This is a genomic window from Brucella tritici, from assembly GCF_008932295.1.
GTDB lineage: Bacteria > Pseudomonadota > Alphaproteobacteria > Rhizobiales > Rhizobiaceae > Brucella > Brucella tritici.
Genome location: NZ_WBWA01000005.1, coordinates 182,779 through 197,918 on the forward strand (window position 1 = coordinate 182,779; position 15,140 = coordinate 197,918).

Consider the following 15,140-nt stretch of genomic DNA (forward strand, 5'->3'; position numbering starts at 1 on the left):
TGCAAAAGGATAAGGCTATGACACCCGAGAGGCCCGACGAGCTTTTTAATTGCTGCACTGATTACAAAGAGCCGGACTGGTCGCAGTTCACTCACCTCGAACTTGCCGGCTGCGTCAATGAGAACGATCCCGATGCCGGCGAAACCTGCATCAACGGGAACCAACCTTCGCAAGAAGCGGAGTTCTTCACGGTCTACGGCCGTGACAAGGAGGGGCTGGCTGAGGCCATTACAGATATTGACGATGCCCTGTCCGCGCTTCAGGTGGCAGCCGCACTTTCTTATAAATCAAAGTTGGCATGCCATGTTGCACCGTCATTGATGTGATGCCATGCCGGATTTCATCGTTCAGATCAGCCTGAAGTGTGTCGTTGAAGCCGACAACCCTGGCCGCGCTGCATCAGATATGGCGGAGAGACTGCGAAAACTTCTTGAAACTCACGACCCTATGATGTTGAGTTCCATGCAGCGGGAAGTGATCGCGTATCAGGTTATCCAATTCCCCACGAAGTATTAGCGGGCAAGGGAGGCTCGAATGGAAGAAGGCTTTTTCAATTCATCATTCAACATCTTCGCTGTTGGAATCATTCTCTTCTTCTATTTCATGCCGACGATCTTTGCTTTTCGCCACAGACGACCAGACTCGTGGGCTATATTGATTATCAATACAGCTTTCGGGTGGACTCTTATCGGCTGGATTGGCTCGATGTTCTGGTCGTTGGCTCCTGTCCATCGGCAGTAATACACCCCTCATAAACACACCAAAGGCCGGGTCATTCGCCCGGCCTTTTCTTTTCTACCCCCTCGCAATCATGCGACCCCACGGAGATCTATATCATGAGCAATATCGACAACGTCACCGCCACTGTTTCGACCGCTTCTCTGGACTACTCGGTTTTCAGGAAGGCTATTGAGAACGCCTGCAAGATCGTCGAACGTCGCAACATCATCCCCGTTCTCGATACCGTCCTCATCAAGGCGACGACGAACGGCGTCTATGTTCTCGGCACTGACCTTGACATCTGCACCACGACCTTTGTGCCGGGCAATGTATCCAAGGATTTCACTGCTCTGGTCGATGCTCACAAGCTCAAAGCCACAATGGATAAGGTGAAGGATGCTCCGGCCATCAACTTCGCCATGTCACAGAAGAAGCTCACCGCCAACATCGGGAAGCTGAACCTGACATTGAATCAGGACATCCCGGTCGAAGATTTCCCCGAAAGCCACGCCTTCCGGGACCGATTGAACGAGTCAAACCATACGTTCACGCTGCCGTCAGCCACGCTGCTCAAAATTCTCAACAAGGTCCAGTTCGCTATCTCCACGGAAGAGACGCGGTACTATCTCAACGGCGTGTACATGCACGTCATCGAGAACTCGTACCACATCACCTTCGTCGCCACGGACGGCCACCGGCTGGCTCGATATGAGATGCCTGTGCCAGAAGGTGCAAGCGGCATCCCCGCTGTCATCATCCCTCGCAAGACAATTACTGAACTGATGCGGCTCCTCAAGCGCAAGGGCTGCCCAGAAGAAACGATGGTCACGGTTTGCAAGACCGGCGTTCGGTTCACTGTCGGCGAGGACGAGACCGTGGATAGCAAGGTCATCGACGGACAATTCCCGGATTACACCCGCGTCATCCCTATGAACAACGATCACCACGCCACGATCTATCCGGCTTCCTTCATTGACGGCGTCAAGCAGGCCAGTGCGGTTCTCCCTTCAAAGGGCGGCTCGGTCTCGGTCAACTTCTTGCCGGGGATAGCCTCTCTCACCTGTCGTGATGTCGACTTCGGTGAAGCATCCGTCGATGTCTCGATTGAGAACGAGCAGTCGCTGGAGATCGGGTTCAACGCCCAATACCTGATCGACATCCTTTCTCACGTCGATGGTGAAGCGAAGTTCATGCTCATGGGTGCTGGAGATCCTGTCGTCATTCGCAACTCGGACGATGATTGCCTGACCTTCGTTCAGATGCCGACGCGCATTTAACTATCCCGCCGAAAATGGCAACCACGGAGACAAGATATGAACGCAATCGTTCCTCGCGACACGGTCGAGCAGATTGTCAAGTACCGCAACACCGCGCTGGATATGTTCAGCGAAGCCCACAAGATCATCACAGCGGCGCACGACGCTGAGAAGGAAGCCATTGACATGGCGCGTCGGGCCTTCCCCGGCACCAATGCCTACAATGCAGCGCATGAGACGGCATCGAAGATCGCTATGCACCCTATCGCCAAGCTTCCCTTCGACGATTATATGAAGGAGAAGCGCCGGGTCATCGACCTGAATGTGTGGGCGTGGATCATCGAGCGTACCGACCTTGAGCACCTGATGGACAAGGAAGCCAAGGAGCAGCTCAAGGCTCAGATGGGCCACATCATCGAAGAGCCGACCGAGCCGGGCCAAATCCTCACCGAGGACGAGGCTGCCAAGGGTATGCCTCCCGTCACCGTCGAGAACGTGGTCGCCACGCTCGAGGGCTTTATGCTCAGCGCCGAGACAATCTTCCGGCGCGGCATGGCGAACGCCTTCGCCAAGCTAGACCGCCGCTTCCGCTCGCATGACGGGTTCAAGGTTGGTTCCCGCATGATTCTGTCCCGCTGCTTCAACGAATATGGCAGCTGGAACTGGAACCGGGACGAACGCTCCACGCTGATCGACATCGAGCGCACCTTTACCATCCTCGACGGCAAGCTGGACGAGGTGAAGAAGCAGGATGCCGAGATAGCGGAGGCACGCCGCACCCACCGGCCGATTGTCCACTTCACCAAGACCATCGGCGAGATTGATCTCGCACGGGCAGGCTCCAGCGGCGCACGCCAGACTGAAGTCGAGACCGAATACTTCAAGGTCCGGATATTCAAGAACGGCAATGCCCACCTCTGGTTCACCCGCAAGGATCTGGTGGCGAAGGTAAACAAGCTGCTGGCCGAATATTATGGCGAAGTTCTCGCCGACAGCCAGGTCAAGGAAGACGACCCGCTGGAGAATGTGAAGACATCTCCGGCGCGTTACTACGGCTTCTTCCCCACGCCTCCCGAGGCTGCAGAGAAGATGATCGGGCAGCTCGACCTGCGTGCTGGCAAGGATGGCCCGCGCCTTCGCATCCTCGAGCCATCGGCCGGCACTGGCAACCTCGCCCGGATGGCATTTACCAAGCCAGAGCCGGGTGTCCGTGCGGAATGGGACCGCCAGCGCTATCGCTTCGACAACATCGTCGACTGCATAGAGATCCAGCCGCACCTTGCCAATGAGCTGAAAGCTTCCGGCCTGTACGGCAAGGTGATCTGCGAGGACTTCCTGCACATCGACCCTGTCACGACGGGGCTTTACGACTTCGTGATCATGAACCCGCCGTTTGATCGGGAACGGGACATCGACCACGTCGTCCACGCCCTGAAATTCCTAAAGCCTGACGGAAAACTGGCCGCTATTATGTCTGCCGGGACGGAGTTCCGGCAAACAGCCAAGTCGATCGCGTTTCGCAAACTAATGGAAGACATGGGTGCGGACTGGAGAGATCTGCCACCCAATTCCTTCTCCTCCGTCGGCACTCATGTGAATACTGGCTTCATCGTGGTGCAGAAGAACCGCCGCAAGAAGGACCGATATGAATGGCCGACTTGGCCGCGGGTAGGATAACAGAGTAAGTGTGAGTTAGTAACAACGAGGGATTCCCATGTCGCAGAAACCATCATCGAAGCTTATCGCCAAGGCATTACCCAAGGGTGACCGCTTCACTGGACAGTTTTCACTGCCCGGTCTGATCCCGGATCTGGTGCGGGGTAGGGATGGTAACGTCCAGCTTTTCGACACCGAACAGCAGGCCTACGTTGCGGCAATGGAAGCGGTCCTTCGCCTCTACGACAGCAGAACAATCGACACGCGAAAGGCTGGAGGTTATCGCCGACTGACCGGTGCCGAGCTGGCTGTCTTGCTAGACGAGGTCGACGTCACACCTACCTACTTCGCTGAGATCGTTGGCGTTCCTCAGCACCGGGTCATGAAATGGCTGGACGGAGAGCAGGACATCCCGCACTCCGCCCATGTACTGGTCAAGCTTATGAAATTGAACGACGACAACTTCCGTGTCGCAGAAGAAATCACAGAAGAATATCGAGAGAGCTCATGAAAACGGCAATCAATCACTTCCGAGTCTGGGTCATTCGTATGGGCTTCAATCAGAAGCAGATAACTGCAGCAGCCAACACGATTGGCATCCAGAACTCGGTCACGGCGAGCCTTACTTTCAATGGTAAGCGCGAGCTCACCTTGACCGAGCGCCTTGCGATGTCAGCAAGGCGAGCTGGTTTGCAGCCCTGGACTCCCGACTACGACGCCGAACTGACGGAGGCATCTCCGGTACGTCACGATGCCAGCGCTGTTTGAAAGCAGCGTTGTTCATATAGCCGAGCTGCTTCCCTACCTTATCCAGACCGTAATGCAGGGCGAGAATCGTCTTCAGTCTCTGCTTCCGCTTGGTCCCTCGCTTGTCTGCCTTCCGGCTTTCCGGCCATAGATCAAGCCATTCATCCATAACGACAACCGCCTCGAGCATCTGGTAAACCCACTCGTCACCGATGGCACTCTTCAGTCGTTGCAGGATCTTGCGACAGTCCACCTGATAACTGACGATGTCCGTCGGGCCGAAGCCTCCGCCGCCTGTTCCTTCAAGGTTGGCTGACTTCAGCACCTTGACCTGTGCCCCCTGCACGAGATCCCTAAAGCGAATGGCGGTGTGAAACCGCACACCGCCCATTCCATCTTCGTCCGGTCCCAATTCCATTTCCCCATTCGATACTAGAAATTCGATGGGGCTGGCCTGCGCATTAAGAATCGTAACGGCGTCTCTTACATCGAGGAATGACCGGCGCTCCGGCATACTGGCAGCGACGTCATCTCCTATCGTGTCGGATGCCATCACCCGACCAATCATTTCATACATCCGCGAGCGCTGCTCATCGAGCTCCTCGCCTCGACCATAGAAGGCGACCAGTGGAAGGACACCTGGCTTGAGCGTTTCGCTCGCTTGTTCCTTCGCTGCCTTCAGCCGGCCCATCAGTCTCTTGCTGGCAGTCATGTCCGACTCCTTGCGCCCTTCCTCTGCGAACCACGCAGCGGGATAATCTTCATTGGTATCCGGTCGAGAAGCCCGCCATCGGTAAGCGTTCCGTCGTCCTGCTCCCGGATCTCCAGCAACTCGCTCAGTGCTTTGCTTCGCTCTGAATCTGTCATGGCTGAGCGGTTGGCGTAAGGGGAGCGGGTGACCAATCCAGATATTTGTTTCGGCCTTTTCATCAGGACGGTGGCTATGCTCCGCTCCGACATTCCGATGACCCACAGCACCCACGCCACATAAACATCGCGATCGGAGTGCTTGATAATCTTCAAGGTTTCTTCTTTGCGCATCGCTTTGCCCGTCCTTTGTAGGTTACTGAAATCGTGCGGGTCTTGCCCTTCTGCCTCACCGATTCCTTGAACGCGCCTTCCGCTTTAGCCATCTCGGCTCCGGCTATTTCACCGAACCGGTGGAGATGGCCGTTGACGTAACGGACAAGGTGCTTGTTCAATGCTTCGAGTGCGCTCTCCCTTGTCGGGAAGATCTGCGGCTTGCCTCCGACCCCGAGAATGGGCTTGGCTTCGCCGTCCATTGATGTCCGCAGGAAGGCTTTGAACCCGCCGCTGAACTGCTTCTGCGTGTACGTTTCAAACTGGTTCATGACTGACCTCACATCCCTGCCGTGTCTTCCCACAAGGTGGTCTGTGTGACCTGATCCTTGAACAGGGTAAGCTTCCCATCCCAATCGAAGATGTGCCTGTCGCGCGGCGACCCAAAGCGGTCCTTCAGTTTGTAGATTTCAATCTTCCCTCTCGAAACCTCGAGGTCTGAGTCCCACTTCTCGCGGCCTTTTCCGTTGGAAGAGGGTGGGTTTTTCTTCAGCCAGTCGTATCGGTTGAAGTTGGCGAGCATGATGTCCGCGTGTTCTTCGAGCGAGCCACCGTAGAAGTCTTCCATCTCAGGCTCCGGGTGCTCCTTCTGACGAGCTGCCTTGGTGAACTGGCAGAGGCCGATCACAACGCAGTTAAGATCCTTCGCCAATGCCTTGAGATCACGAGCGTTTTCATATGCGCGTTCGACCGGGTCCATGCGGTTCTTCGTTATGCGATCGACCAGCTTCAAGTGATCGACGCAGAGCAGATCAAGGCCGAACTTACGCTTATGAGCGAAGGCCCGGCTGCGGATCTGCTGGATGGTCATCTTCGACGGCGACACAATGGTCAGCTTGCGGTCCTGGAAATATTTCTCGGCGCTCATCAGAGAAGCCATCTGCTTCTCGTCGATGCCGCGCAGGATGTCGCGCATGGAGACGCCGGTCTGCCCGGCCACCGAGCGCGCGACCAGCGCCATGTTGTCCATCTCCAGCTCGAAGAGAGACGTTGGGTGGGAGACGGAAGAGAACAGCATTTGCTGCATCGCCGCTGCCGTCTTGCCCGAGCCGGGGTTGCCGCCCCACAAAACCAGCGATCCCTGCGGGAAGAGTCCGACCATCTGTTCCAGCCCCTTGAGGCAAGGGCGCAATGCCATGCCGCTTCCGTGCTGTGTCGCAGATGTATAGATCTGTCGGATCGTGCTCGACACGCTGGCTTCATGCTCAATGGCGGCGTTGCGCGACATATCCGCAAGGCGTTCGGATGCGCGGTCGATGATCTGATCAGGGTCGAGGTTGATGTCGTTGGCCGACTTCAGGATTCCTTCGGCCAGTGCCTTGATCTTGCGGCGGCTGGCTGTCTTGCGCAGCTCATAGGCATAGTCTGAAAGAGGCAGCTCTTCCTCACGGCTGGCAACGTGCAGGAGCATGGACAGATAAGCGTCCGGGTCTTGATCGTTGCTCAGTGAGCCGAGACGTCCGGCTACGATGGGAACGCGCACGGCTCGACCGTCACTTGCCAGTTCGTAGATCACAGCGAAGATCTTCTGATGATCGTTCGATGCGAACATCTCCATGTTCATCAGCTCTTGGATATTCCAGTAGTTGGCCTCGTCCAGGAGGATGGCGCCGAGGATAAGCTGCTCGATCTTGATGTTGCTATAGGTATTGGACGTTACGGATTCGTTGCTCATCGTTCTTCCTCAAGGTCCACACGTCGAGCCAGTCATCAGGCTCCGGGGACGCATAAATCACTGCTTCGAGGCCAGCCTCTCTGGCCCTCTTCTGAAGTTTCTTGGCCGCGGCTATGCCGGGTGGATCCACGATCTCTCCGGTCCTCTGGTGCAGGCGATGCCTGTCTCCATCCGCGTAGATCTCAAGGCGCTTCACGCCTTCGGGGATCTCCAACCCCATCATTCCCGAGGTCGACAACGTGGCCCACACAGAAGCCGGCTTGCTGGACAGGAGCGCCACCCCGAGACCTGTCTCGATGCCTTCCGTGAGGCGCAGCGTCTCCGTTACCGGCCCCAACCGCACGGCCCCACCATTTGCAGGGCCGAGACCGAGCTTGACCTTCTTGCCATCCTCATTGACGAGGGCCTTGCCATTCGGCTGAAGGAAGATTCGCCAGATGGCGATCAGCTTGCGGTCCTTGTTCTGCACGCCGCCAATCAGGGCAGGGTGCTTTGCTCCTTGAAGCGAAAGCCTCGGATGAAACCGGAGGCTTGGCATCCACTCTGTCCCTTCCGGGAAGTCTGCCAGCTCGATCGAACGAGACCGGAGGTATTCCTCAGCCAGCGTGCCGGCTATCGGCTTTGCTTCTGCCCAGATGGAGCGAACCGTTTCCGTCTTCCTCTCCATGTCTTTCTGATCTTGTCGGGCGCGCTGCTCGTCGCGCCTTTTGCGGTCTTGTTCACGCTGGAATCGCTCGCGGCGTTCCTTCTCGGTCTCTTCCCTGCCGGGGAGATTAACCCCGGCGAGAGAGGCCACCATTTCCACCGCCCGAGGGAATGAAACGCCGTCCAATTCCATGAGGAACTTGAAATGGTTGCCGGTAACGCCGCAGCCGAAGCAATGGTAGCGGCCATTGCGATCCTCACAGTGGAACGATGGGCGGTTTTCACCGTGGAAGGGGCAGCAGAACCAATAATCTCCACGGTTCGGCTTGCTCTTCTTGTTGTCGACGCTGGCGCGGGTCCGAATGACTTCCGATATTGGGATGCGTTCTCGCAGATCTTCGAGGAAGCTGTCGGTAAACCGGCCGCTACCTCTCTCACGCATTACCCTGTGCCCCCGCCATATACAGATCGAGGTTGGCAAATATCGCTGCCACCGCAGTGGAACGACGAGCATCGGCTTCCGAGCGCACGTCCTTGCTGAGCGTGTCGTCGTACATATCGGCGAGAGCGCGGAAGTAATCCACCGCAGCAGTCGCATTAACTTCGGACAGTTCCTCAAGGAACGTGCTGACGCCGACCAGAACGAAAACCATCCCAGAGATGCCGGTCTCCGCGCAGGCGCGGTTCGTGGCGTGGACCAGATGTCGGTGAACCGCATCGCGGATCGCCTGTTCCTGCTCTGGAGTGACGCGCATCACCGGCTTGATTGGATTGCTCATAGGAAATTCTCCTGCTGGAAAGACCGTCCGCGATCAAAGGCGTGGTCCGGTTCATTCATGATGCGGAGGGCGTCGAGCATGCACAGCGCTTCCGCCTCATCCTCAGTCGAGTAAGACCAGCCGTTCTTGTCGCAGTACGTTTTCGCCTGCAGCTTGAACCACTTGGATCTTTCGGCCTGCTTGGCCTTCTTCATGGCGTCAGGCACACGGAGCTTGCCGTGTGTCTTCGAGCGCCATGTCGAGATCGCTATGAACTGCGGATCCCGCAGCCCCATCGTGTGACACAGAGTCTGTGCATGGGTAGGCCAGCCCGACGAGAAGATGACCTGCTGCGCATCGATGGCTGACTTGCCACCGGGGGTGCCGTGATCGACGATGGTCATCAGCTCTATGCCAACGAGCGGGTCGGGCAGGGCGCTCAGCGTGCGCTTCAGGTACTGAACGAAGGTGGCATATGCCTCTCCCGCGCTCTTCTGATTGAACTTCCAGGTGCCGTGGCGGATGTTCTCCCCACCGGCCAGACAATAAGCAAAGCCCATTGACCGGCCCGGATCGATAACAAGGTAGCTTCCGGGTGAATCGCTCATGCCGGTCGCTCCGCATAGAGAAGACGGGCCGGGGCAGGGAACAGAGGTTTCGGCCCCCAGACGTACCAAGCATGGTCTTCGGTCCCTGTCTGGCCGTTGCCTTCCCAGCTAATGCGATCGACGAGAACGATCTTTGCGAGGAAGCGTGGGTTGTCAGCGAACAAATGTTTGCGGGTCTTGCCGCTGTCGAACTTCGCTGTCAGGAGCAGCGCCACATTGCCAGCGCAACGCGCCAGCGCCTTCTCTGCAAACTTGACCGCAGTACGGTTCTGCTTGCCGTAAGGCGGGTTGGTGACGATGGAGTCGTAGACCTCGTAATCATCCCGGTCAGACAGGAAGTCGAAGATCTCGTCGTGTTCGCGGTAGTAAGTCTCGATGTCAGAGGTGTAGACCTCCGCCCCGTTGGCCCTCAGCACGTCAGCCATCTTGTGATTTCCGGCCGCTGATTCCCAAACGTTGTATCCGCGCACGGGAAAGTATTTGAGCAGGGCTTCTGTCGCCCACGCCTCTGTTTCGTAAAGCTCGTTCTTCTTCAGGTCATATCCAGATGCGGTGACGGTCATTCTTTCCTCCCGACGGCGCGCATCACGCGCTTTTCCATCAGTGCTATTCGTTTGTTGAGCTGTCTGGAGAACCAGACGAGGCGGTACTTGATGGGTTCGCCGGACCTCGGCTCGCTGATGAGCCGCATGAATTTTCCGTATGGCGTTGAACCCTTGAGGCGGTTGCAGGGAGCACACGCTGCCGCGATGTTGTCCTTGCTATCGAGACCTCCGGCCGACCGCGGCTTGATGTGCTCGCGGGTTACCTGTTTGACTGTCAGCGGATCGAGACAGTAGATGCACTTGCCGCCCTGCTTCTTCAGCGCCGACTCCCTGTCGGCTCGGGCAAATGCTGCGTCCAGTTTGGACTGCTGGAACTTCGAAAGACGCCCCTTAGCCATGGTCTCACCATGGAATCCGAGGTCGTCCGCGTGGTGACGAAACCATCGCGAGAACCTTTCAGTATGATTGGGTGAGGTATCCGGTCTTACCGGTGAGCCGCGGCGCCGTAGCGCCGGGCTTATCTCTCAGATGGCATAAGTGCCGGGTTACACTGGCCTTAACGGACAGGCGCGGGGATGTCGCATCCAGGCGTCGAGCCGTTATCGATAACGATCTGAGCCGCCTCAGTGACATGATCGAGGCGCTGATCGTCAAACCAGCAGCCCTCGGGCTTTTTCGTGGTGTCTTCGCTAACTGGCTGAAGAAGGGTTTGAGCGCACCCGGTGATGTATTCGCAATGGCCGGTAGCCACACCTTTGAAGCCAGTGATCTTGTCTGCGTAAGTATTTCCAAGGATGATGTTCATCTCAATCTCCATATGTCTGGCATTATTGCCGGGGTGAATGCTGTAGGCTTTAGGTCAGATGGTCTTTTGGAAGTATTCTGCGCAGTCTTCGGCGTATGCCTGTCCAGTGTTGCGCCCGTTGAGTGCTGCTCGCCCCTTCGCCAAGATAGTCTGTATATCTTCGTTGCGTTTAATGGCGGCGGCCGTCTTACCTGCCTTTAAATTGCCTACCGACGCCCATTCCATATCCGTAGCGCCGACCTTCGCTACATAAACGCACATCCTCTTTTTCCTAGCGACGGTGATGAGAGTCCCGAAGGTTCTCCAGAGGGATTCGATGTCGTTGGCGCCGTGAACCGCTGCCTCCTGTGCCATCTGGCCGAGCTGGCTTGAGACGTAGCGGCGTTTCCCCTTCGGGGTGTGCAGTTCAACCATTTTCCGATCAAGGGTTCGACCCGCGCCATCGAACGCAGCTATCATGGCGTCTATAATCTCAACGCCCACATCAATATTCATTTGGCGGCTGCCAACGCCGAGAATGTGGCGGTTCTTTTTCTGTGAGAAATCGCAGACAGTTTCAGCGTGCCTGCGGAAGTCGTCGCGAAATTCCTTCTCGCTCACAATGCGATTAGTCATGGTGATAATCCTTTATGGTTGTCAGGAGCGCGAGTGAATAGTCGACCATGGACATATACTCGTCGACGGTCACTCGCGAATGGGAAGCGATGTGCTGGTAGACTGCCACGGGAGAGGCTTTCACCGTGGCGATGTTGCGGATCGCACCGAATACAGAGATAGCGCGGTCCTTATCGGACGCGGTTTCGATAAAATCCGCGTCCTGATATTCATCATGCTCGGCATCGATCTCTGCTTTCTCTTCGTCAGTAAGATCGCGAGCGAAAGGAACTATTTCGGCCGTGTGGCCTTCGACAATGGCGACAGGCTTAGGCTTGCGAAGCTCCGCGTTCTCCAGCTGGAGGCGGCGGATCTCATCTTTAAACCCGGCTTCAATCTTCTGAGCGGCTTCGCTGACTGCGATGGAAATCCGCTCATCCATCTCCTTTTCGACGGCGGAAGCTTTGCTTTCTGCGGTGTTGGCGTCCTTGCGTGCAAGGTCGCGGCCCTTCTCGAGTGCTTCAATTTGGATCTGAAGTTTGTGAATCTCTCCGGCGTTCTCGAAATCCTTGTCTTCGGATAGCTTTTGAAGGGATTCCAATTTGGCGCGGGCTTCGGCCAGTTCGTCAGCGGCTTTCGCCTCGGCCTTGAGGCGCTTGACGTCCGCCGCCGTTACCTTCTGGCCGTCGACGAGCATTTCCTCGACAGCGGACTGCACTTCTGGAGGCGTGCTCTTCCGGGCGACCTCGATAGCGACCTGCCGAGAGAGCGGAGCTTCCAAAGGTACTGAGTTCCGTACCTTTGGTGCCCAATGGTCATATATCTGGATGAACTCATTGACCTGTGTCTTTCCCCATCCGAACTCTTGGTCGACAAGGGACAAGAAGCCGCCGTGTGGCACTTCCTCACGCAGGCACTTCAATTCATGGCCGATGTCACACCACGCTTGCAGCGCGTCTTCGGCACGGATGCGGATGCGATCAACACGACCGCGCACCTTCATCTCATCTTCCCGGCTCAATGCCGCATAGGAAAACAGGTCAACAGACGTGCCCGTGAAATCCTCTAGGTCTGTTTGCTGTGGCATGGCGTTCATTCCGGCGCCTCCTCGCTCACAGCTGAGGAGAGATCCTTGTTGGCGAGCTCGGTGCCGTCATTCATGCCCTTCTGCCAGTTCTGGAACTCCTGCGAGCCCGGCTGGTACGGGTTGGTCGCGCTCTTGCGACGGCGCCCGGCTGCGAAGCCTTCGTCGTAGGCCCGGTCTTCCTGCGGTGTCCGATCCTTGTCGAGGATGTCGAGCTGGCGGCCGAGCTGGTGACCGAACATGCGGGCGATACGGAGCTTGCGTTCGAAGTCGGCAATAACTTGCCCGACGTCCTTGTCTTCGAGGGACTTGGCGAAATCGTAGTCCTTCTTGGACCAGCCGAGATCCTTCAGCCGCTTGTATTCGGCATTCATGTCGCCCTTGGTGCCGGCCATATCCGACTCCATGCTCTTCAGGTTTGCGAAGCCTTCGAGGAACTTCTGCTCTTCGTAGAGCTCCTGTTCAGTCTTGGTGTTGTGGTCTCTGGTCATCATCATGCACCTCTATTTAGATTGCTTCTTAATTTTGAGACGCTTTCGTGCCTCGTCTATCGAGACCCCTGATTTCAGGAGGTCGTAGTAAGCCGCCTCCTGATGAGGAGGTACGTAAAATCCCCTGCGGGATGTCTTGTAACTCTGGATATGAGGAGGAGCCTCGAATACTTTTTTGCCTGCATTATCAGCAGTCAGCTCAAGCTTCTTGATGCGTCGGATAACCTGTATCCGGTGCAGACCAAGGAGGTTGGCTATAGTACGAGTAGGAGTATTTTTGCGTACGAGGGACCGAAGTTCTCGATCGAGTTCAGCTGTCCAAATCAGGTTGCCTGTGCCAACCATCAGGGCTTACTCCCCAACAGCATCACGCAAAGTCTCATCACTCGGAATATCGAACCCGAGCTCCTCTGCTGCGGCAAGGCAGGTGAGGACAATGAGACCCGTGCAAAGTTTTCCGCCTTTTTCTTCTGCTCTGAAGACGGAAACCTGCGTGCTTCCAATACGCTTGGCGAATGCCATCTGGCTTTCACCAAGTTCATTGCGGACGAACTTTATCTGACGACCAGTCAGGGTAAGCTGCTCAACTTCCGCCATAACTTGTTTGTATCGGGTCAGGATGTCGTGAAATTTGGTAGTGTTATCTCGCATTGTTATTCACTCCGTGTTGGATATGTAATACAATGCGAATTGGCTATGGTAAATACGAAACGTATTTAATTTGTCAGGAGACTTCGTTATGCATCAAGAAGAGCCGTTCCATCGCCTCAAGGTGGCGCGAGTAAACGCTGGGTATAAGTCGGCAACGGATGCCGCCCGTAGTATGGGCGTGAAGGTTGTCACATACACAGCGCATGAAAATGGCACACGCGGATTTGATAAGGACGCCCTCTTATACGCAAAGCATTACGGCGTTGACCCTGCGTGGCTGCTATTCGGGACCGTCCCATTGGCCGATCCAGCTGATGACGAAGGGCAGGCCGCTCGTTTGAAGGCGAAATCCAACGCGGCAGAACTTATCAAATCCACAAACCTCGATGAGTTTTGGGTTAAGCCGAACAACTTCCTTGAAGTCAGCCTGGATATTCACAACGAATACGCGCGCGTGATGGAGATCGTCGGCGACTATATGTACGATCCGTATAATCCGACTGCTCCTGGCTCACTCTTTCCTGGCGACAGCGTCATCATCGACACCAGCGACACACGCCCCACTCCTCCCGGACCATTCGCTGTGTATGATGGTGATGCCGTTTCGGTGAAGATGGTCGAAGTCCTTCCGTCTGAAGGCCCGCCGCTCGTTCGGATCACCGGCAGGAATCCTCGATATGAAGGCTACGAACGGAGTGCCTCGGACGTGCCGATTGTCGGTCGAGTTAAGGCGAAGGTGACGATGCTGTGACGTGCCAACTTTCGTTTTTCTTCGTTTCGCCGCGCATTTTTTTGGAATGAGATTTTAGCAATAATATTAAAGGCTTGAGCATTCCATAGGCTCATACCCAGAAACCAATCTACTTTACGATTCTATATGGGTTCACCGTCTATGCTCGATTGAGAGATCGTCGTGACTCCCACAGACCAAGAACCCCGCCATGAAAAACATGGAAGGGCTCCTGGAGTAGGAGGGGTAGTCCATGCCCGACCGAGCCGACCGCCGCTTATCCCACAGGTAACGGCGCATTTGCTCGCCTTACCATCTTGGCCTCTTTTTCGTGAGCACTCACGCCGATCAGGGCAGACCACCAGCTTTCGCCGCCAGAAACCCTTTGAGCCAGATCGAATCCCGTTCCTTGCTCAATCATCTACTGCACGGCCGAACCGGTTTCCGTCATACCTTGCAGCAGACTGGACGGTTCATTCATTTTGTCTTGAGGAAATACGTGACGTATGATATTCAATCGTCACTGGATTTCCTCGTCGGCTAAACGAATAATCTCTCCAGTCGCGGCCCCGTGCATTTGCTAGATGCAGCGGGGCCTTTTCTTTATGCTCCTTTTTTTTGCGCTCCGTCAATACGTTTCGTATTTTATTTGTTGACAGATACGATGCGTATAGTATTGTGTCATTCATAGCGTAGATTTCGAGCCGACAAAATGAACACCAACATTCTGAATGCAGCACAACGTGCGTCCGACCGACGCGCGGAGATGGAAGTCGCTATTCGCGCCTGGCATCAGGGCCTCCCGCTCACGACAGAGCAGAAGGATCTGATCCACGAGGCAGGAGTGGTTTCTCTCGCCCACGACATGCGGCTTCCCGATGAATGACGAGTGGGAAATTCAGGCTGGCTTCGAGCTCTACAAGCAGTTCATCCGCGGCGGTTACGGCTCCTGCATGGAGGTCACCGTCAAGGGGAAGAAGGTCCGGGAAACACCGGAACAGGCATGCGTCCGAAGATGGCGCCGCCTCAGAGACACCGTCCGCGAAGGGTTCATTGCGGAAGGCCGGAAGCAGCAAGAAACTTGAGGTTCATATA

The 15,140-nt window shown here is 56.0% G+C and carries 22 protein-coding genes and 1 pseudogene; 8 read left to right on the forward strand and 15 right to left on the reverse strand.

What is annotated here, in order from left to right:
• Positions 1-17: 17 nt before the first annotated feature.
• The 5 genes from F9K91_RS07860 to F9K91_RS07880 all read left to right on the forward strand — a co-directional run bounded on the left by F9K91_RS07860 (position 18) and on the right by F9K91_RS07880 (position 4,143).
• Positions 18-326: a hypothetical protein gene (locus tag F9K91_RS07860; RefSeq protein WP_151677583.1), complete on the forward strand. Its 309-nt coding sequence runs from the start codon at positions 18-20 to the stop codon at positions 324-326.
• A gap of 208 nt (positions 327-534) precedes the next feature.
• Positions 535-741: a superinfection immunity protein gene (locus F9K91_RS07865; protein WP_151677584.1), complete on the forward strand. Its 207-nt coding sequence runs from the start codon at positions 535-537 to the stop codon at positions 739-741.
• Positions 742-836: 95 nt separating this feature from the next.
• The gene (dnaN, locus tag F9K91_RS07870) at positions 837-1,997 is read left to right on the forward strand and encodes a DNA polymerase III subunit beta (protein WP_151677585.1); all 1,161 of its coding nucleotides are present in this window, start codon (positions 837-839) and stop codon (positions 1,995-1,997) included.
• Between the two features lie 36 nt (positions 1,998-2,033).
• On the forward strand, positions 2,034-3,653 hold the full coding sequence (locus tag F9K91_RS07875) for a DUF4942 domain-containing protein (protein WP_151677586.1): 1,620 nt from the start codon (positions 2,034-2,036) through the stop codon (positions 3,651-3,653).
• Positions 3,654-3,690: 37 nt separating this feature from the next.
• Entirely contained in the window at positions 3,691-4,143 is a 453-nt protein-coding gene (locus tag F9K91_RS07880) for a hypothetical protein (RefSeq protein WP_151677587.1), read from the forward strand.
• Positions 4,144-4,278: 135 nt separating this feature from the next.
• Here the strand turns inward: F9K91_RS07880 and F9K91_RS07885 are convergent, their stop codons facing one another.
• The 15 genes and pseudogenes from F9K91_RS07885 to F9K91_RS07950 form a co-directional block, all read right to left on the reverse strand.
• Complete coding sequence (locus F9K91_RS07885; protein ID WP_151677588.1) at positions 4,279-5,091, reverse strand: hypothetical protein; 813 nt, start codon at positions 5,089-5,091, stop codon at positions 4,279-4,281.
• Positions 5,088-5,420: a hypothetical protein gene (locus tag F9K91_RS07890; protein WP_109369046.1), complete on the reverse strand. Its 333-nt coding sequence runs from the start codon at positions 5,418-5,420 to the stop codon at positions 5,088-5,090. The genes F9K91_RS07885 and F9K91_RS07890 overlap by 4 nt, the downstream gene beginning before the upstream one ends.
• Positions 5,399-5,731 (reverse strand): hypothetical protein, encoded by a 333-nt coding sequence (locus F9K91_RS07895; protein WP_109369047.1) that lies wholly within the window; start codon positions 5,729-5,731, stop codon positions 5,399-5,401. The genes F9K91_RS07890 and F9K91_RS07895 overlap by 22 nt, the downstream gene beginning before the upstream one ends.
• Positions 5,732-5,739: 8 nt before the next feature.
• Positions 5,740-7,134, reverse strand: a complete 1,395-nt coding sequence (locus F9K91_RS07900; RefSeq protein ID WP_151677589.1) for a DnaB-like helicase C-terminal domain-containing protein — start codon at positions 7,132-7,134, stop codon at positions 5,740-5,742.
• The gene (locus F9K91_RS26280; RefSeq protein WP_328593050.1) at positions 7,100-7,801 is read right to left on the reverse strand and encodes a DUF7146 domain-containing protein; all 702 of its coding nucleotides are present in this window, start codon (positions 7,799-7,801) and stop codon (positions 7,100-7,102) included. The genes F9K91_RS07900 and F9K91_RS26280 overlap by 35 nt, the downstream gene beginning before the upstream one ends.
• 66 nt (positions 7,802-7,867) lie before the next feature.
• A pseudogene (locus F9K91_RS26285) lies at positions 7,868-8,221 on the reverse strand (CHC2 zinc finger domain-containing protein); the annotation flags it as partial.
• On the reverse strand, positions 8,214-8,558 hold the full coding sequence (locus F9K91_RS07910; protein ID WP_151677591.1) for a hypothetical protein: 345 nt from the start codon (positions 8,556-8,558) through the stop codon (positions 8,214-8,216). The pseudogene F9K91_RS26285 and the gene F9K91_RS07910, both read right to left, overlap by 8 nt.
• On the reverse strand, positions 8,555-9,145 hold the full coding sequence (locus F9K91_RS07915; RefSeq protein ID WP_109369051.1) for a hypothetical protein: 591 nt from the start codon (positions 9,143-9,145) through the stop codon (positions 8,555-8,557). Before F9K91_RS07915 ends, F9K91_RS07910 begins: the two co-directional genes overlap by 4 nt.
• A complete protein-coding gene (locus F9K91_RS07920) occupies positions 9,142-9,708 on the reverse strand; it encodes a TRM11 family methyltransferase (protein WP_109369052.1) in 567 nt (188 codons plus the stop codon). The genes F9K91_RS07915 and F9K91_RS07920 overlap by 4 nt, the downstream gene beginning before the upstream one ends.
• Positions 9,705-10,088: an HNH endonuclease gene (locus F9K91_RS07925; protein WP_109369053.1), complete on the reverse strand. Its 384-nt coding sequence runs from the start codon at positions 10,086-10,088 to the stop codon at positions 9,705-9,707. Before F9K91_RS07925 ends, F9K91_RS07920 begins: the two co-directional genes overlap by 4 nt.
• 158 nt (positions 10,089-10,246) lie before the next feature.
• Positions 10,247-10,495 carry a hypothetical protein gene (locus F9K91_RS07930; protein ID WP_151677592.1) on the reverse strand — a complete coding sequence of 83 codons (249 nt, stop codon included), beginning with the start codon at positions 10,493-10,495 and terminating at the stop codon, positions 10,247-10,249.
• 54 nt (positions 10,496-10,549) lie between these two features.
• A complete protein-coding gene (locus F9K91_RS07935) occupies positions 10,550-11,110 on the reverse strand; it encodes a hypothetical protein (RefSeq protein ID WP_151677593.1) in 561 nt (186 codons plus the stop codon).
• Positions 11,103-12,185 carry a hypothetical protein gene (locus tag F9K91_RS07940; protein ID WP_151677594.1) on the reverse strand — a complete coding sequence of 361 codons (1,083 nt, stop codon included), beginning with the start codon at positions 12,183-12,185 and terminating at the stop codon, positions 11,103-11,105. The genes F9K91_RS07935 and F9K91_RS07940 overlap by 8 nt, the downstream gene beginning before the upstream one ends.
• Complete coding sequence (locus tag F9K91_RS07945) at positions 12,182-12,670, reverse strand: hypothetical protein (RefSeq protein WP_235912818.1); 489 nt, start codon at positions 12,668-12,670, stop codon at positions 12,182-12,184. The genes F9K91_RS07940 and F9K91_RS07945 overlap by 4 nt, the downstream gene beginning before the upstream one ends.
• Before the next feature lie 345 nt (positions 12,671-13,015).
• Positions 13,016-13,315, reverse strand: a complete 300-nt coding sequence (locus F9K91_RS07950) for a hypothetical protein (RefSeq protein WP_151677595.1) — start codon at positions 13,313-13,315, stop codon at positions 13,016-13,018.
• An 88-nt stretch (positions 13,316-13,403) separates the two neighbouring features.
• On the opposite strand from F9K91_RS07950, the gene F9K91_RS07955 reads away from it, so the two are divergent.
• The 3 genes from F9K91_RS07955 to F9K91_RS25960 all read left to right on the forward strand — a co-directional run bounded on the left by F9K91_RS07955 (position 13,404) and on the right by F9K91_RS25960 (position 15,130).
• Positions 13,404-14,066 carry a LexA family transcriptional regulator gene (locus F9K91_RS07955; RefSeq protein WP_151677596.1) on the forward strand — a complete coding sequence of 221 codons (663 nt, stop codon included), beginning with the start codon at positions 13,404-13,406 and terminating at the stop codon, positions 14,064-14,066.
• Positions 14,067-14,757: 691 nt separating this feature from the next.
• Positions 14,758-14,931 carry a hypothetical protein gene (locus F9K91_RS25955; RefSeq protein WP_158295681.1) on the forward strand — a complete coding sequence of 58 codons (174 nt, stop codon included), beginning with the start codon at positions 14,758-14,760 and terminating at the stop codon, positions 14,929-14,931.
• On the forward strand, positions 14,924-15,130 hold the full coding sequence (locus tag F9K91_RS25960) for a hypothetical protein (protein ID WP_158295680.1): 207 nt from the start codon (positions 14,924-14,926) through the stop codon (positions 15,128-15,130). The genes F9K91_RS25955 and F9K91_RS25960 overlap by 8 nt, the downstream gene beginning before the upstream one ends.
• Positions 15,131-15,140 lie beyond the last annotated feature (10 nt).